Genomic DNA, 16201 nt, shown 5'->3' on the forward strand with positions numbered 1-16201 from the left:
CGTTATGAATTCAGCAATTGAATGCTTGACCTTCCCCTTGCAGGAAGGTTTATGCTCTCCACATTAGTATTATTGAGGACAAATTATGTATCAGTTCGTTGTACCTATGTCGGGACTTAACTGCATGGGCTGTGCGAGAAAAGTTGAGAAAGCTTTACATGCCAATCACAGTGTTGAGATTATTAATTTGTCCCCAACAATGGTTGAAGTCATTACTGAATCTCCGCTTTCTTCTATTGTTGATTCAATCGAGTCACTGGGCTACCACGCAGGCTACCAGTTTCAATTCAACCTTGCCGGATTGAACTGTGGCGGTTGTGTGAAGAAACTCTCTTCTTTATTAGAATCAAATCAAGACGTCATTACGTTTCAAGCGTCTACAACACAACTCGACATCACAACACTACTCTCAGAGCAGCAAGTGATTGATCTTGTGGCCACTCTCGGCTATACCGCCAGCCTTGATTCTATTGAAGTAGAAAAAGAAAGCTCACCGGAAACTGAACCCGTAGAAGAGCAGACCAATATTGAACACACTCAACGGCCACCAGCAGGTATTCAGTTGCAAATGCTGATTCAAGGCATGACCTGCGCAAGTTGTGTCTCTTCGGTAGAGAAAGCACTTACTAGCGTAGAGGGCGTTGAGAAAGCACAGGTTAACCTTGCTGAACAAAGTGCGTTAGTGTTTGCGACTGAAGATACAGAGTCGCTCCACCAAGCGATTGTCGACTCGGTAAAACAAGCGGGTTACCAAGCTGAAATTCTACAAGACGCAGCTACACAGCAAGAAAAGCAAGCCACTCAACAACTTGCCCAACAAAAACGTTTCAAACTTGATGCAATAGCAGGATTAGTTGTTGGTGCACCACTGATGTTGTGGGGTGTATTTGGCGGCAACATGATGATTCGTAATACCAATGATCAGCTGGCTTGGGGGGCGATTGGTATTCTGTGTTTATTACTGCTTGCGACAGCGGGTAAGCACTTCTTTACTAACGCATGGTTAGCGGCCACTCACAAACGTGCGACCATGGACACCTTAGTCGCGTTAGGTACTGGTGCGGCATGGTTCTATTCGATGCTTGTGGTGATTTTTCCTGAATGGTTCCCAATCGCGTCACGCCATGTGTACTTTGAAGCGAGCGCAATGATCATCGGCTTGATTTCTCTTGGTCACTATATAGAAGCAAAAGCCAAAGCAAACACAACGCGCTCTTTGCAGGCATTGATTAATCTACAACCTCAGCAAGCGACGGTAATTACTGACCAAGGCGATCAACAAATTGCGGTTGAGCAAATCACGCTAGGCATGAAACTGCGCGTCAAGCCGGGCGAGAAGGTGCCGGTTGATGGCATAGTGGTTCAGGGGGAATCGTACATTGATGAGTCAATGCTAACCGGTGAACCCGTACCAGTATTAAAAGCACAAGATGCGCAAGTATCTGCCGGTACATTAAATACCGATGGTGGCTTAGTCATTGAAGCAACGGGCATCGGTGCGAACACCATGTTGGCACGTATTATTCGCATGGTACGCACGGCGCAAAGCAGTAAGCCCGCGATAGCCAAATTAGCAGACCAAATTTCATCGGTGTTTGTCCCTGTTGTTGTGGGCATTGCCATCCTTGCCGCTTTGGTTTGGTTTGCCGTAGGTCCAGAACCTAAAGCCAGCTACATGCTTGTCGTAACAACTACCGTGCTGATTATCGCCTGCCCTTGTGCCCTAGGCTTGGCAACACCACTATCGGTCACCGTTGGTGTCGGTAAAGCCGCGGAGCTTGGCATTCTGATCAAGGATGCTGACGCGCTGCAATTGGCAAGCAAAATTGACACAGTCGTATTCGATAAAACGGGTACGCTCACTCAAGGCAAACCAAGTGTGCAGCAAGTGTTTACTCACGCCACTAGCCAAGCGCACTTATTAGCACTGGCCTACGCTGCTGAGCGACAATCTGAGCACCCACTCGCTAAAGCCGTGTGTGATTATGCTAAGCAACACAATACAGAAACTGTTGAGTTGAACTCATTCGAAAACATTCGTGGCCGTGGCATTACTGCGACTTACCAAGCACAACCGCTATTCATTGGCTCATTGCAGTTTATGCAAACCGAGCAGGTTGATATCAGCCCAATGGAGCAAGCGATTCAAGATTGTGCAAGCAACGCATGGACACCAGTAGCTGTGGCGCTTAACAACGAACTGATCGGTTTAATTGCCATCGCTGATCCGATTAAATCTGATGCCAAACAGGCGGTGTCTGCATTAAAATCACAAGGTATAAAAACCGTCATGCTCACTGGTGACAACCAACACGTTGCCAATGCCATCGGCAAAGCTCTCGGCATTGATGAAGTCATTGCTCAAGTGATGCCCGATGAGAAAGCGCAGCACATTGAACTACTGCAATCTCAAGGCAGCACGGTTGCGATGATCGGTGATGGTATCAATGACGCGCCAGCGCTTGCACTGGCGGATCTTGGCGTCGCCATGGGTAGCGGTAGTGATGTGGCGATCGAAAGCTCACAAATGACCATTCTCAATACATCACCAATGGCTGTTGTGCACGCGATAGAGCTTTCTCGCGCTACACTTAAAAACATGAAACAAAACTTGTTCGGTGCCTTTATTTATAACTCGTTGGGTATTCCTATCGCCGCAGGCGTACTTTACCCAGCATTCGGCTTTTTGCTCAGTCCTGTTGTTGCTGGAGCGGCAATGGCACTGTCTTCAATCACAGTCGTCAGTAATGCAAACCGACTACGACTGTTTACCATTAAGTAAGCGACACTTCTTCTCGAGGATATTATGAAGTTGAAACTATTAACCTTTACAATGCTTGCTGCCACATCGGCGAACGTCTTAGCCGCTGATGTCATCAACCACAAATCGCCATACTGTGGCTGTTGTGGCGAATGGACAAAACACATGGAAGAGAACGGCTTTACTGTAGAGGAAAAGCTGCATGATGACATGAATGCCATCAAGCGCGATTTGGGCATTAAGAACGAACAGCTCTACTCTTGCCATACAGCAGAGATCAATGGCTATATATTTGAAGGACATATCCCTGCTGACGATATTAAAGCCTTTCTAGAAAACCCTCCTCGTAATGCTAAAGGACTGGCCGTCCCTGGCATGCCAATGGGTTCGCCTGGCATGGAATATGGTGACAAGAAAGACAGCTACGCTGTTTATGCCTACAACGAAAAAGGCCAAGTGTACGAATACCGTTATCACAAAGGTAACGACCAATAAACGAAATCTAACATCAGGGCATTCATTGAGCTATTGTTAAAAACTCTTAAACTGATGCGTCGTTGTGTGACTGGCTATCCTGAAATGGTGACCTTAACTTCATAAAATACCTATGCACCCCTGTGCAATAAAAAGGAAAATTTATGAAAGCACTTATTTATGACACGCTTGTTAGTCTAGCCAACCAAGAACCAGAGCAACATGCGAGAATTCGACAACAGTTATACGACCAACTCGATTTGCCCTTCGATAAACAGTTAGCCCTATATGCTTGCGCACTTGGGCCTGCTAGCTCAGGAAAGCTTGAGAGTAGTCAGGTGATCAACAATGTGGTTGACAGTGCAGTTAGACTGCTAGAAACACCTGAGCGTTAAGGTGCTTCCCGAAAAAGGTCCGCTATTCCCCTAGCGGACCTTTTTTGTATCTGACATCCAATTAACGGAATTGGTATTCTCAAGATCCAGAAACAAAAAAACGGCCTCAACAATGTTAAGGCCGTAAGCTTACTGCATTTGGGCAATGCTAAGCTTTGATGTGCTCACATTTTATATGAACAACTAGGACTCATTAGAAACCGTAAGATGCACCAAATACAAATGCGTTGTTTGCGTTGTCAGCTTGGTTACGGTACTCAAAGTAAGGTTGAACACCATTACGTGTCCAAGTAGCACGAAGCTCGTGATCCATCGTGTTATCAGCGTCGCTGATCACGTATACGTTGTTGTAGCTAACAGCTAGCTCTTCATTCACTGCGTAACCAATACGGTTGTCAAAGCGAGTTTGATCATCTGCTTTGCTGTCTTCCATCGCGTGGTAACGAGTACGGTTGCTGATAGAAATACCGTTATCGAAGTTGTAGCCAATTTTTACTAGAGGACGGTACTGAACAGTTTCACCGTTGTTTAGCAAGTGGTGGTAACCCACAGCAACCCAAAGGTTGTCGTTAATGTTGTAGCTTTGTTCGATACCAAGCGTAATGTATGGCGAGTTACCTAAGCCTGTGTCTTGGATCAGCTCGTTATCGTATTTACCAAGTGAGATGCCATCAAACTCAGTTAGTAGTGTTGTGCCAGTATCAAACGTATGGCCAGCTTCAAGTGTTGAAGTCGCGTTAGGTTGGAAGTCCGAGTGGAACTGAACGTTACCTGTTACGTAAGAAGAACCCGCGAAAGCGCTAGAAGCGAAAACAAGAGAAAGTGCACTTAGAGCGAAAACATTTTTCATAATTACTGCCTTTGTGTTTTGGGGCGGCTGCGTGGGTCCTCACTGACCTTAAACCGCACTTTTTTAGGGAGTCTCCCTGACGACGGCAATACTGCTTGATTTAATTCGCCTTGAAAAATAATTCAAAACGAAAGGTGATCCAGTTCAAATCAAAAAGAAACAAACCACAAAAATTGCATTAAAAACAGAATGTTATATAAAACATAAAAATAGATAAACAAAACAAAATGTGATTTCACGCAGAAAAATACGGCCAGAACAGCGCCAAGTAGCAATCAAGATCACACTTCAATATCGATTCTAAAAACACAACTTATTTATCTTTGAAAAATAATCAGACATTGATCACACTTATTTTCCACCGTGAAATAAATAAAGCCCTCAACATAAGTTGAGGGCTTTGAGTAAGGAACAATGATTTTAGTGAACGATTATCGGAATTATTTCACGCTAGTGACGCGGCTTGTTTTCTCACCAGTCGCTGATACCGAGCGGATAAACACCTCACCTTTCACATTTGGACGAGCATTGTCTGCATAAGTCAGCCAGTTTTCGCCATCTAGAGAGTATTGCAGCTTCACACCAGGGAACTGAACGTTCATTGCTAGCTTGCCATCTTCGACTTTCGCGCCAGGGACTGGTAAGCGGTAGTCGATACCTGATTTCTCTAGCTTAGCCAGTTCACGTTGGCCTAGTACGTTCGCAAAGCGGTTGTAGTCTTGGTTTAGCGCAGCTTTGTCTACTAGGTTAGAGTTTTGCGAGTACTCAACACCTACTTTGTAGTCGTTTTCCCAGTCTGCACGGTGCCATGCACGCTCAGCCGCCGCGAGTACGCGAGGGAATACCATGTACTCGTATTGCTCATCGTTACGTACTGTCTCAGACCAAAGCTGCGCTGATAGACCGTAGAAAGGTTTCGCTTCGATTTCACCTTTACCAGTAAAACCGTTGCCATCGCGGTCTACAGAAGTTTCTGCGTTCTGCGGCATGTTCTCTGGAGCAAAGCCAAACATCTTACGAGTATCTGTTGCACGCGTTGCCCAGTAGTAACCACGCTCTTTCGGGTCCACTTCGTATGGCATGTCCATGTAAACGTAGTCTGGGTTAGAAACGATCACGTCGTAACCTTTCTTAGACCACTCGTACACTGATGATGTGCCACCCCAGTAAAGAACGTCCCAGAAGTTAACACGTGTATTTTCTGTTGCGAACGCTTTCTCACCTTCACTGTACTTAAGGCCATCTTGCCAAGCTTGGAAGTTTGGAATGCCCTTCTCGGCAACAATCTTCGACACTTCTTCTGCGAAGTGGCTTGGTAGATGAGCAAAGTCGCTTACCGTACCGTCTGCAATTAGCGTCTGACATTGTGGAGACTGTGCGAATGGCTTATCTTGTTTAGACAGGTCAATCGTACCTTTCCAGCTTACTTTTTCTTCTGCGTTAACATCTTGGAAGCCTGCGCCTAGCTTAATGTTCTTCGCTTCGTCACCACCAAAGTGCCATGTTGTTAGCGGTGCGCCCGCTTCTTGGTGCATTGCTGCGACTTCTGAAATCACTTTATCAACAAAGCGAGTTGAAGATTCCATACATGGGTTGATGAAGCTTTGCTTGTTGTAGAACTGAACCGTCGTTACGTTTGAGGTATCTTGAGGATCCATCAGGCGGTATTCGTTCGCTTCTGCTTCTTTACCTTCTTCCATTAAACGGTCGTAACGCGCTTCCATGGATACTACCGCTGCACGAGCGTGCGCTGGCATATCGATTTCTGGAATCACTTCAATGTTACGTGCTTTCGCGTATTTCAAGATTTCCACGTAGTCTGCTTTGCTGAAGTAGCCAGAGCCAAAGTTGTCTGTCGTTGCACCTGAGCCAAGCTGAGGCAGTAAACAGCTTTTCTCTTGTGTATCGAAACAACGGTTAGCACCCACTTCTGTCAGCTCAGGCAGACCCGGGATTTCTAAACGCCAGCCTTCATCATCGGTTAGGTGAAGGTGTAGTTTATTCATCTTGTACGCTGCCATTTGGTCTAGCGTTGCGAGAATTGCGTCTTTAGAGTGGAAGTTACGAGCTACATCGACCATCACACCACGGTAATCAAAACGAGGTGCATCTTTAATAGACAGTAGTGGTAGAGAATCAGCATTTTGGCTATCTACTAGGCCAAAGATAGATTGTACGGCGTAAAACGCACCTGCTTGGTCAAACGCTTTAATCGCAATACCGTCGCCTTTGATGCTCATTTCGTAAGCACCAGACTTTGCTAATTCACCGGTGAAGTCTGCAGGAACTAGCGTGATGCTAACAGGAACATCACCACGGACATCCACACCTACCACTTCTGCACGTTCTTGAATTGCTGCAAATTGAGTCGCATCGAATGCGTCTTTAGGCAGCGCAATACCATCCGCGATATCTACTGTGCCTTTACCTGCTTCAACAGACAGTGGCGTTGGTAGTAACGTGGTTGATACATCTTGTTTTGCTAGGTCTTCGTTCTTCTCAAAACGAGACACAGCGTTTGCAAATACGTTGTTGTCGTCTGGCGTACGTTTTAGGTTATTACCTTCAAGACCCGTCACGAAAGACGCAACGTCTTCTGTGTTAAGAGAAGCGATCATCTTAGGCTCTGCATTCGGTGCAGCAACGAAAGCGCCTGGCATAAAGTCAGTTTCAAATAGCTGCCAGTATTCAGCAACAAGAGGAAGCACAACCTCTTCACCCGCAGCGAAGCCATCAAACTTATCGGTCGGTTCTAGCTTGTGTAGGTCACCCGTTACACGTGAGATTTTGAACTGCTCGTTGTCAACATCCAGAATCAAACGAATGCTGTGGAAGTAAATAGCCCAATCTTTTGAGTCAACCGCTTCACCTTGGTTAACAAGCGTCATGTTTACTTTGTTACAAGATGCCCACTCTGCGCCCATATCTTGACACGCAAGACCTTCGTTAGCGCCGTGGTTAGTTAACACTTCATATTGAATATCAAGGTTATCAGCCAGTGAGTTTACAACTTGTTGCTCAGAGCTCTGTAGTGAAGAGCAGCCTGCCAATGTAGCGATAACAGAAGCAGCAATCAGACTATGTTTCAACATCTTACTTTCCCCAAAAAGTCAGTGGTTCAAAACGACAATTATCAAAAATAGTGAGCACCTAAATGCGAGGCGCTTAACAGTTGCATTCAACATACAAGCAGTTATTTCTAGGCGTAAAATTAATGGAACTGATAAGTGATCTAGCTCAAATTCAGGTTGAAGATGAAAAATATAAACACTTTAAATTCAAAAACTTAGGCAAAACGTCAAAAACGAGCAACTTTTTTTGACGTGTTTGTTGCGATCTCAATCACGAATATTGATGGGTTTCGACTGGTTTTATAGGATTTTGATCACAAGTGGTTATTTAGTGTTCCATTAACAACAAACTCAATTGAAACACTTTCGTGAATTAGCTCTCACTTCTTCACCGTTAAAACTCGTCAATATTTTTAAAAATGACGATTTTGCCGAACCGTGTTATAGATAAGATGCATATTGAATTCGAGGAAAAAAATATGTTTCGACTCTTGTCCGTGATGTCATCTCTGATCGTCTTTTTTACTTCTTATTCGGTTCAAGCCGAGCCACAGCATTGGCTAGCCAAGAAAGGTAATACCGAATACATGATTATTGGCTCCGTCCATGTTGGTGACAACACCATGTACCCACTGCCAAAAGCGGTGACTGACTTCCTCAAAAACAGCGACGGCTTAATCATTGAAGCCGATGTTAGAAATACCGAAGGGGTCACTTATCCAAAAACCGCGTTTCTGGCCAAAGATGTCTTGGACAGGACACAGCGCAAACATCTTGCGGAGATTGCTAATGACCTAGGTTTACAAGAATCACAGCTACTCAATGTACCACCTTGGTCTGCGGCATTAACGATTCAACTGTTACTGATGAACAAATTGGGATACGCATCTGATCAAGGTGTCGATATGCACTTGATTAATATCGCGGACATAAAACGTGTGCCCATCCTTCCACTGGAAACGGTTCAATTTCAAATAGACTTAATTGCTGGACAAAAAGACGGTGGCAAAGAATTGCTACTTTCTTCTATTGAAGAATATGACGGAGGCGAGAAGTTAGTGCAGTGCTTAATCGATAGTTGGAAGACAGGAGATGGCAGCTCGTTGGAAGAAGCGTCCATGAGTGAACAATCAAGCGATGAGTTTAACGAAGCTTTCTTGTATGCCCGTAACCGAGATTGGGCTGAACAGCTCGATTCTGGCAGAGTTTTACCGAAGAAGTCAGGCCAATACACGATTGTTGTGGGTAGCTTGCATTTGGTCGGAAAAGACAGCTTAATTGAACTGCTCGAGACACGCGGCTTTGCGATTGAACCATTAGGCAATACAGGCAAAGCAGACTGCGATATCGAGCACTAACTCCTACTTATATCATTGTATTTATGCATCTAGATATTATTGGGTCTATCTGTAAACAATTAAAAATTTGATAAGGGCGTTATGAAGTTCAAAGCCTCACTATTATGTCTTGCAAGCGCACTACTTTTGCCATCGCTTGCTCACGCAAAACCTTCTTGTACGGTTGAAGACTTCCAACCTATTGATGTCACACCAGATACCAAAGGCGGTGTTTTAGATAAAGATAGTGGGCAGTTTCTCATTACTCAAAAGCCGATGATGCGTTGTGCAAACATCACTTTTTCGACCGCTCATACTCGCAATCGCGTCGCTCATATGATGAACCACAACTTTGAAGCCTACTACTTTGATGGCAAAACTGGTCAGTCTCATTCCGCTACTTTTGACGAAGATGAGCTAAAAGCTGGGTACATTAAAATCGGTCCAAACCATCCGAAAACCGCTTACGTGTGTTTCACGACATCCGAAACACCGATTAAAGATATAAGTTGTGATGTGAAGTAACGGGATTCGGGATTCGGGATTCGGGATTCGGGATTCGGGATTCGGGATTCGGGATTCGGGATTCGGGATTCGGGATTCGGGATTCGGGATTCGGGATTCGGGATTCGGGATTCGGGATTCGGGATTCGGGATTCGGGATTCGGGATTCGGGATTCGACTTTATTTTGCTTTTCTAGGAGCAAGTTCCGTCAACACCTTCTTAATAAAAATACCTTTTCTCTATACTCTCAACGAGTACCTCTCGATTCCAAAAGCGAAACGCACCCGACTCTCGGAGCGTAGCGTTACTAACTGAGAGGTTCCCGACTGCGCTCCTTCGTCGCTTTCGGGAATGACGCCTTTGAATTCAGTGCTTTTTATTCGTCATCCTCAAGAGCGAGGGACGAGCGAGTTGGGGATCTCTTACGTTTTCATTTACCAGTTGATGAAAGCTGATTTGCCTCAAAGTGTACCTTCTCTCGTATCTCGAAGAGCAGAGTCCGTTCCCGAAGCGAAGCGTTCTCGATTCGACAGCCGTAAACGCAAAAAAGCCGTAGCATTTCTGCTACGGCTTTCTTTAATGTGGTCGGTGAAGAGCCATATTCTAACTTCAGGCGAACCACATTTGGTTCAATACTATCCAAGTCTAAATTTGCTACCGCTGAAACGACGAAAGCCTGCTCATTGAGCAGGCTTTCTAAATATGGTCGGTGAAGTAGGGATTCGACGCGGCTGGGCTTCCAGAGGACTGGCATTCCAGACCCCGACCCTCTGGTTCCAAATAAATATCACCAAATACGAAAAAGGCTCTACATTTCTGTAGAGCCTTTTTCTCAATATGGTCGGTGAAGAGGGATTCGAACCCCCGACCCTCTGGTCCCAAACCAGATGCGCTACCAAGCTGCGCTATTCACCGAGATGTTTAACTGAGGACTTATCCCCGTCAACGGATGCGTATATTACGGATTCTCCGCAGAGACGCAAGTGCTTTTTCAAAAAAAACGTAATGTCTTAATTCGTTTGATTATTTACTAAACACTAGCACGTAAAATGTGACTAAGAACCCACAATAAAACACAGTTTATTAACCTTGGCAACATAATTGATCCAGATCAGTGTGCAAAAAAACACCACCCATTAACGTTATCCATGTCGGAAATATCTTGGAGGAAACATATGGACTTTTGGCTTGATCTCCTATTTGGTAATGCGGTGGGGCTATCGTCAATGATAGTAATCTTTGGGGCAATTGGTCTGATGCTATTTTACGGCGGTTTCTTCATTTACAAGATTATGAACGACAAATCTCCTCACTAGATCTCGCTTAGCTCTAGAAACGCTTTGCACCGGAGTTGGTTATTTGCCTGCTCCGGTTTTTTATTTGATCTCAATGCACCACTCCTTGATATAATCTTACTATTCCGACCTTGTTCTTTATGAGATTGCCGTTATGTCTCAAGACGACGATTTTGATCTGTTCCAACAGATGATGGGCGATGTAAAGCCTATCGACCACGACACTGCAGAGCATAAAAAAGTGCATCAAGTAACGGATGCTCAATTAGCGAAACGCGAAGCTGCAATTTGGCTCACTGAAGATGATCCCGAGTACTTGTCGATTGACCATGCAGAAATGCTCAAACCTGATGACTTTATCGAGTTCAAGCGCGATGGTGTACAAGATGGTGTGTACCGCAAACTGCGCCTTGGTAAATACCCGATCCAGGCCCGCCTTGATCTGCACCGTAAGACGCTAAAAGAAGCGCGCGACGAAGTCGTTAAATTCCTCAAACAATGTATTGAGATGGACATCCGAACGGTCGTCATCGTGCATGGCCGTGGTGAACGTTCAAATCCACCAGCATTAATGAAGAGTTTTGTCGCGAGTTGGCTGCAACAAATTCGTGAAGTGCAATGTGTACATAGTGCGCAACGATTCCACGGTGGCAGTGGTGCTGTGTACGTTCTATTAAGAAAGAGTGCTGAAAAGAAAATGGAGACGCGTGAACGTCATCAAAAACGTTTAGGCTAACTGGATTCTCGGTGCTAGAATGCCCGACCTTATCTCGCCTTGCTGCTTTTAATTAGCAGCAGGCACTTCTATTAACCGCCGTTGTGAAACGTTAGGAGACTCACATGTCACAAGACAACGCAAAACGCTTAAACAAATACATCAGCGAAACGGGCTTCTGCTCGCGTCGTGAAGCAGACCGTCTTATCGAGCAAGGCCGTGTCACTATTAATGGTCAACAACCAGAGATGGGCACCAAAGTACTGCCAGGCGATGATGTTTGTGTCGATGGCAACCCTGTTGCAGCGAAAGAAAAACCGATTTACATCGCGTTGAACAAACCAACCGGTATCACTTGTACTACTGAGCGTGATATTCCGGGTAACATCGTTGATTTCATTGGTCACAAAAAGCGTATCTTCCCTATCGGTCGTCTGGATAAACCTTCCGATGGTTTGATCTTCCTAACCAACGATGGCGACATCGTAAACAAGATCCTACGTGCTGGTAACAACCACGAGAAAGAATACGTAGTACGTGTCGACAAGCCAATCACGGGTGAATTCCTCAAGCAGATGTCGAGCGGTGTGAAGATCCTCGATACCGTGACTCTACCGTGTAAAGTGGAGAAAGAGACCAAATTCTCTTTCCGTATCGTACTGACTCAAGGTTTGAACCGTCAGATCCGTCGTATGTGTGAAGCGTTAGGCTACGAAGTTTTCAAACTGCGTCGCGTACGTATTATGAACATCTCACTTGATGGCATTCCTAACGGTAAATGGCGTTACCTAAGTGACGACGAAGTGGCAGAGATCCTTGCAATGTGTGAAGGTTCTGTAGGTACTGAAGAAGCGTCGAAAACAGACTCCAGAGGTCGCAATATTCGTAAAGCGACCGATGCGAAACTGTACGATAGCCGTGAAGAAAACCAAAACTCAACGGCACGCCGCAACCAAAAAACTCGTACGTTCCGTGGCAACAATGCTGATGAATTCCGTCATGCACCGAACTCGAAAAAAGGCCAACAACGTCGTCAACGTGATGATGAAGGTGGACGCACAGCAAAAGAGCATTACAAAGCGAAACCACAAGGTGAACGCAGCAGACCGAAAGGCGAGCATGGTAAATCACACCGTAAACCAGATGCACCGAGCAATACGCACTCAGCAAACAAACCTCAGTCACCGAGTAAGCCTAAGCAGCATTACATGAATCCAAATGCCGCGAAGCCAAGCAAACCAGCAAAACGTTCTGGTGGCACATTGAGTCTGAAGAAGTAACGCCTCACTGAATGGCAAGATCAAAAAAGGACGCTCATGAGCGTCCTTTTTTTGTCTTCAACTTACAAGCACAGCGGTGCAAATTGACCACGAGTCAAGCTCAGCAAATCTTTCGGTGCTAACTCGATTTCTAAACCACGTTTACCTGCGCTCACACAGATTGTGTCTTGCTCTGTTGCGCTTTCATGTAGAAAGGTTGGCAGCGCTTTTCTCTGTCCCAATGGGCTGATCCCGCCAACAACATATCCTGTGGTCTTTTGTGCGATTTCCGGATCGGCCATATCGGCCTTTTTACCCTTCGCCGCTTTCGCTGCCAATTTAAGATTCAGCTTTTGGTCGACGGGGATAATTGCAACCGCTAGGTTTTTCGGCTCGCCGTTCAAACAAAACAGCAGCGTTTTAAATACTTTCTTTGGATCTTGTCCCAATACTTCCGCCGCCTCTAATCCGTAGCTGTCGGCTCTTGGATCGTGCTCGTATTGGTGAATGGTGTGTGTGACTTTTTTCTTTTTCGCAAGATTAATGGCCGGAGTCATCAAGATTCTCCTTATAAAACAAAAAACGCTGCCCCTAGTGAGGAGCAGCGCTTTAAGTTAATGGTATCAGCGACTTTGAGTCAATCGCTTTTTACTTGTAAACCATCTCGCCTGAAGGTGCATATTCATTTACGTCAATTGGGCTATGTGACTCTAAGTACTCTTTGAGTACTTCTGCATCGGTAAAGCCTGTATTTACGTAACCTGGGTGTGTGTTGACTTTAGGATAGCCGTCACCGCCCGATGCGTTGTAGCTTGGTACGGTAAAGCGATACTCGCTATCCAAACGCAGCTGTTTTTCACCAATAAAGACATTCGATACTTTGCCGTCTTCTACCGTCATTGAAATACCAGCAAACTGAGCGTAAGCACCTGAATCAACGGGTTTGGTCGCTACGACGTTGAGGTAATCCAGAACTTCTTTACCCGACATATCGACGTAAGACACCATGTTGCCAAATGGCTGAACCGTCAGCACATCTTTGTACGTGATGTCACCGGCTTCAATCGAATCACGCACACCGCCTGAGTTCATCACAGCGAAGTCCGCCTTAGCACGCTCCATATGGGCAGTTGCAATCAAACGACCAAGATTGGTTTGTTGGAAACGAACAACATTGCGGTCACCTTCCAGCTTGCCGTTAGATTCGGCAATTTTTACATTCAACTGGCCCTGACCTTTTTCTTGGTAAGGACGAAGGAAATCCAGCATTGCTGAATCTTGTGCGATTTCATCTTGCACCAACACACGTTGAGATTCGCCGTTCACTTTGATTTTCTTCTTCAAGTTGACCGGAATCAGATCGTAGCTCACCATCGACAGTTCACCGTTGCGGAACTCGTAATCTGCACGCCCCACATACTTACCCCACTCGTACGCTTGCACGATGTAAGTACCGTTTTGCTCATCCGGCTTACATTCCTCACCCGGCTTAAAGCTCTTCTTAATGACGTTAGGACCTTCCATACAAACTGGTTCTTGTGAGTGACCACCCACAATCATGTCCAAATCACCTTCATTTAGGTAGCGAGCCAATGCCACATCACCGGGAGCATTCACACCACGATTGCCATTTTCATAGTGCCCCATGTGCGTCACCGCAAAGATAAGATCTGGCTTTTCAGTTTGCTTCAGTTCAGCTATCAGTTTTTTCGCTTCTTGTTTCGGATCGCGGAAATCAACTTCACCGATGAACTCAGGGTTACCTAGTTTTGCCGTATCTTCTGTCGTAAGACCAATCACCGCAATCTTAATGCCCTGCTTGTTGAACATGGCATAAGGCTGGAACAAGCGCTCGCCAGTCTCTTTGTCGTAGATGTTGGCAGACAGCATTGGGAAGTTTGCCCACTCCTGCTGCTTAAACAACACCTCCAGTGGATTGTCAAATTCGTGGTTACCCAGTGCCATCGCATCGTAACCAATCTTACTCATGCCTTTAAAATCTGGCTCAGCATCTTGTAGGTCAGACTCAGGTACACCTGTATTGATATCACCACCTGATAGTAGAAGCACGCTACCGCCTTCGGCTTGAATCTCTGCACGCAGTTCATCGATCAGTGTTTTACGTGCCGCCATGCCGTACTCACCGTATTTGTTCTGCCAAAAACGACCATGGTGGTCATTGGTGTGCAATACCGTCAGTTTGTAAGTTGTGTCTTCATTCCATTCGTGTGCTGGTTGGGTTGCACATCCGGCCAGAGTAGCCAAGATAGCCGCGCTCAAAGCGGTCTTTACAATCAGGCGTTGCTTCATTGTTTTACCTTATTATTGTCCGGGTTCCACTGCATTGCGCGTCCAGCAATGAAGAAACCGTCTTCTCATTGTGCGAAAACGCGCAAACTTAGAACTAGTGTAAAACACTAATATATTGATTTCATGTTTCTGCGACGCAGTTTGCTTATGGCAAGCTAGATAGCCGCAAATCTAAGCAAATTATAGACATAATCAAAGTGGTGTAAGAAAGCGAGAAGCGAGAAGCGAGAAGCGAGAAGCGAGAAGCGAGAAGCGAGAAAAGAATAGTTAGACAAAATGAATATGTCGATACAAAAATGGCCAGCGCACGGGCTGACCATTTCATTCAAACATTCACAACAATCGATTATTTGATATCGATGTCTGCAAAGCTCTTGATTAGATCGTCTAGCGATTTCATTTGAGCTAGGAACGGTTCTAGTTTGTCTAGAGGCAGTGCAGATGGGCCATCACAACGCGCTTGATCTGGGTTCGGGTGCGCTTCAATAAACAGACCAGCAATACCTGTTGCTAGGCCTGCTTTCGCAAGTTCAACAGTTTGCTCACGACGACCGCCAGATGCCGCGCCCGATGGATCACGCATTTGAAGTGAGTGCGTTACGTCAAAGATGATTGGGCTGCCTTTTGATGCATTTTTCATTACACCAAAACCAAGCATATCAACCACTAGGTTGTCGTAACCCATACAAGAGCCGCGCTCACATAGGATAATGTTTTCATTACCACACTCTGCGAACTTCTCAACAATGTTACCCACTTGGCCAGGGCTCATGAACTGAGGTTTCTTCACGTTGATCACTGCGCCGGTTTTCGCCATTGCTTCAACTAGGTCAGTTTGACGAGCTAGGAATGCTGGAAGCTGGATAACGTCAACCACGTCAGCCACTGGCTGAGCTTGCGCTTCTGTATGAACGTCAGTGATGATTTTCACACCGAATGTGTCTTTTAGTTCTTGGAAGATTTTCATGCCTTCTTCCAGACCAGGACCACGGTATGAGTGAACAGAACTGCGGTTTGCTTTGTCGAACGACGCCTTGAATACGTAAGGGATACCAAGCTTATCGGTTACTTTTACGTAGTGCTCACAGATCTGCATAGCAAGATCGCGTGACTCAAGAACGTTCATACCTGCGAATAGGGTGAATGGCTTGTCGTTAGCAACCTGAATGTCACCAATATTAACGATTTTCTGTTCCATTTTGATTCTCTTTTTTCTGTCTTCGGCACGC

The 16201-nt window shown here is 45.5% G+C and carries 13 protein-coding genes and 1 tRNA gene; 8 read left to right on the top strand and 6 right to left on the bottom strand.

Going from position 1 to position 16201, the window contains the following annotated elements; all coding sequences use genetic code 11:
- Positions 1–85: 85 nt before the first annotated feature.
- The 3 genes from BSZ04_RS19865 (at position 86) to BSZ04_RS19875 (ending at position 3630) form a co-directional block, all read left to right on the top strand.
- Entirely contained in the window at positions 86–2782 is a 2697-nt protein-coding gene (locus tag BSZ04_RS19865; protein ID WP_088881224.1) for a heavy metal translocating P-type ATPase, read from the top strand.
- Positions 2783–2806: 24 nt separating this feature from the next.
- Positions 2807–3256, top strand: coding sequence for a DUF411 domain-containing protein (locus BSZ04_RS19870; protein ID WP_038885396.1), 450 nt, complete (start codon positions 2807–2809; stop codon positions 3254–3256).
- A gap of 143 nt (positions 3257–3399) precedes the next feature.
- On the top strand, positions 3400–3630 hold the full coding sequence (locus tag BSZ04_RS19875; RefSeq protein ID WP_010446514.1) for a PAS factor family protein: 231 nt from the start codon (positions 3400–3402) through the stop codon (positions 3628–3630).
- A 193-nt stretch (positions 3631–3823) separates the two neighbouring features.
- On the opposite strand, the gene BSZ04_RS19880 is transcribed toward BSZ04_RS19875, so the two are convergent.
- Entirely contained in the window at positions 3824–4480 is a 657-nt protein-coding gene (locus BSZ04_RS19880; RefSeq protein WP_010446512.1) for an oligogalacturonate-specific porin KdgM family protein, read from the bottom strand.
- A 440-nt stretch (positions 4481–4920) separates the two neighbouring features.
- The gene (locus tag BSZ04_RS19885) at positions 4921–7572 is read right to left on the bottom strand and encodes a beta-N-acetylhexosaminidase (protein ID WP_088881225.1); all 2652 of its coding nucleotides are present in this window, start codon (positions 7570–7572) and stop codon (positions 4921–4923) included.
- A 458-nt stretch (positions 7573–8030) separates the two neighbouring features.
- On the opposite strand from BSZ04_RS19885, the gene BSZ04_RS19890 reads away from it, so the two are divergent.
- Together BSZ04_RS19890 and BSZ04_RS19895 are read left to right on the top strand one after the other, a co-directional pair.
- Entirely contained in the window at positions 8031–8909 is an 879-nt protein-coding gene (locus tag BSZ04_RS19890) for a TraB/GumN family protein (RefSeq protein ID WP_088881226.1), read from the top strand.
- Between the two features lie 81 nt (positions 8910–8990).
- Positions 8991–9413, top strand: coding sequence for a hypothetical protein (locus BSZ04_RS19895; RefSeq protein ID WP_038885393.1), 423 nt, complete (start codon positions 8991–8993; stop codon positions 9411–9413).
- Positions 9414–10231: 818 nt separating this feature from the next.
- Here BSZ04_RS19895 and BSZ04_RS19910 read toward each other — a convergent pair.
- A tRNA-Pro gene (locus BSZ04_RS19910) sits at positions 10232–10308 on the bottom strand.
- A 260-nt stretch (positions 10309–10568) separates the two neighbouring features.
- On the opposite strand from BSZ04_RS19910, the gene BSZ04_RS19915 reads away from it, so the two are divergent.
- The 3 genes from BSZ04_RS19915 (at position 10569) to rluF (ending at position 12683) form a co-directional block, all read left to right on the top strand.
- Positions 10569–10709: a DUF3149 domain-containing protein gene (locus BSZ04_RS19915; RefSeq protein WP_005382236.1), complete on the top strand. Its 141-nt coding sequence runs from the start codon at positions 10569–10571 to the stop codon at positions 10707–10709.
- 133 nt (positions 10710–10842) lie between these two features.
- Positions 10843–11424 carry a DNA endonuclease SmrA gene (gene smrA, locus BSZ04_RS19920; protein ID WP_038885392.1) on the top strand — a complete coding sequence of 194 codons (582 nt, stop codon included), beginning with the start codon at positions 10843–10845 and terminating at the stop codon, positions 11422–11424.
- A gap of 104 nt (positions 11425–11528) precedes the next feature.
- Positions 11529–12683, top strand: coding sequence for a 23S rRNA pseudouridine(2604) synthase RluF (gene rluF, locus BSZ04_RS19925; protein ID WP_088881228.1), 1155 nt, complete (start codon positions 11529–11531; stop codon positions 12681–12683).
- A 62-nt stretch (positions 12684–12745) separates the two neighbouring features.
- On the opposite strand, the gene ybaK is transcribed toward rluF, so the two are convergent.
- The 3 genes from ybaK to kdsA form a co-directional block, all read right to left on the bottom strand.
- On the bottom strand, positions 12746–13219 hold the full coding sequence (gene ybaK / locus BSZ04_RS19930) for a Cys-tRNA(Pro) deacylase (RefSeq protein WP_088881229.1): 474 nt from the start codon (positions 13217–13219) through the stop codon (positions 12746–12748).
- 91 nt (positions 13220–13310) lie between these two features.
- Positions 13311–14972 carry a bifunctional UDP-sugar hydrolase/5'-nucleotidase UshA gene (ushA, locus tag BSZ04_RS19935; protein ID WP_088881230.1) on the bottom strand — a complete coding sequence of 554 codons (1662 nt, stop codon included), beginning with the start codon at positions 14970–14972 and terminating at the stop codon, positions 13311–13313.
- Between the two features lie 346 nt (positions 14973–15318).
- On the bottom strand, positions 15319–16170 hold the full coding sequence (kdsA, locus tag BSZ04_RS19940; RefSeq protein ID WP_012127204.1) for a 3-deoxy-8-phosphooctulonate synthase: 852 nt from the start codon (positions 16168–16170) through the stop codon (positions 15319–15321).
- Between the last annotated feature and the right edge of the window lie 31 nt (positions 16171–16201).

The organism is Vibrio rotiferianus, assembly GCF_002214395.1.
Lineage (GTDB): Bacteria > Pseudomonadota > Gammaproteobacteria > Enterobacterales > Vibrionaceae > Vibrio > Vibrio rotiferianus.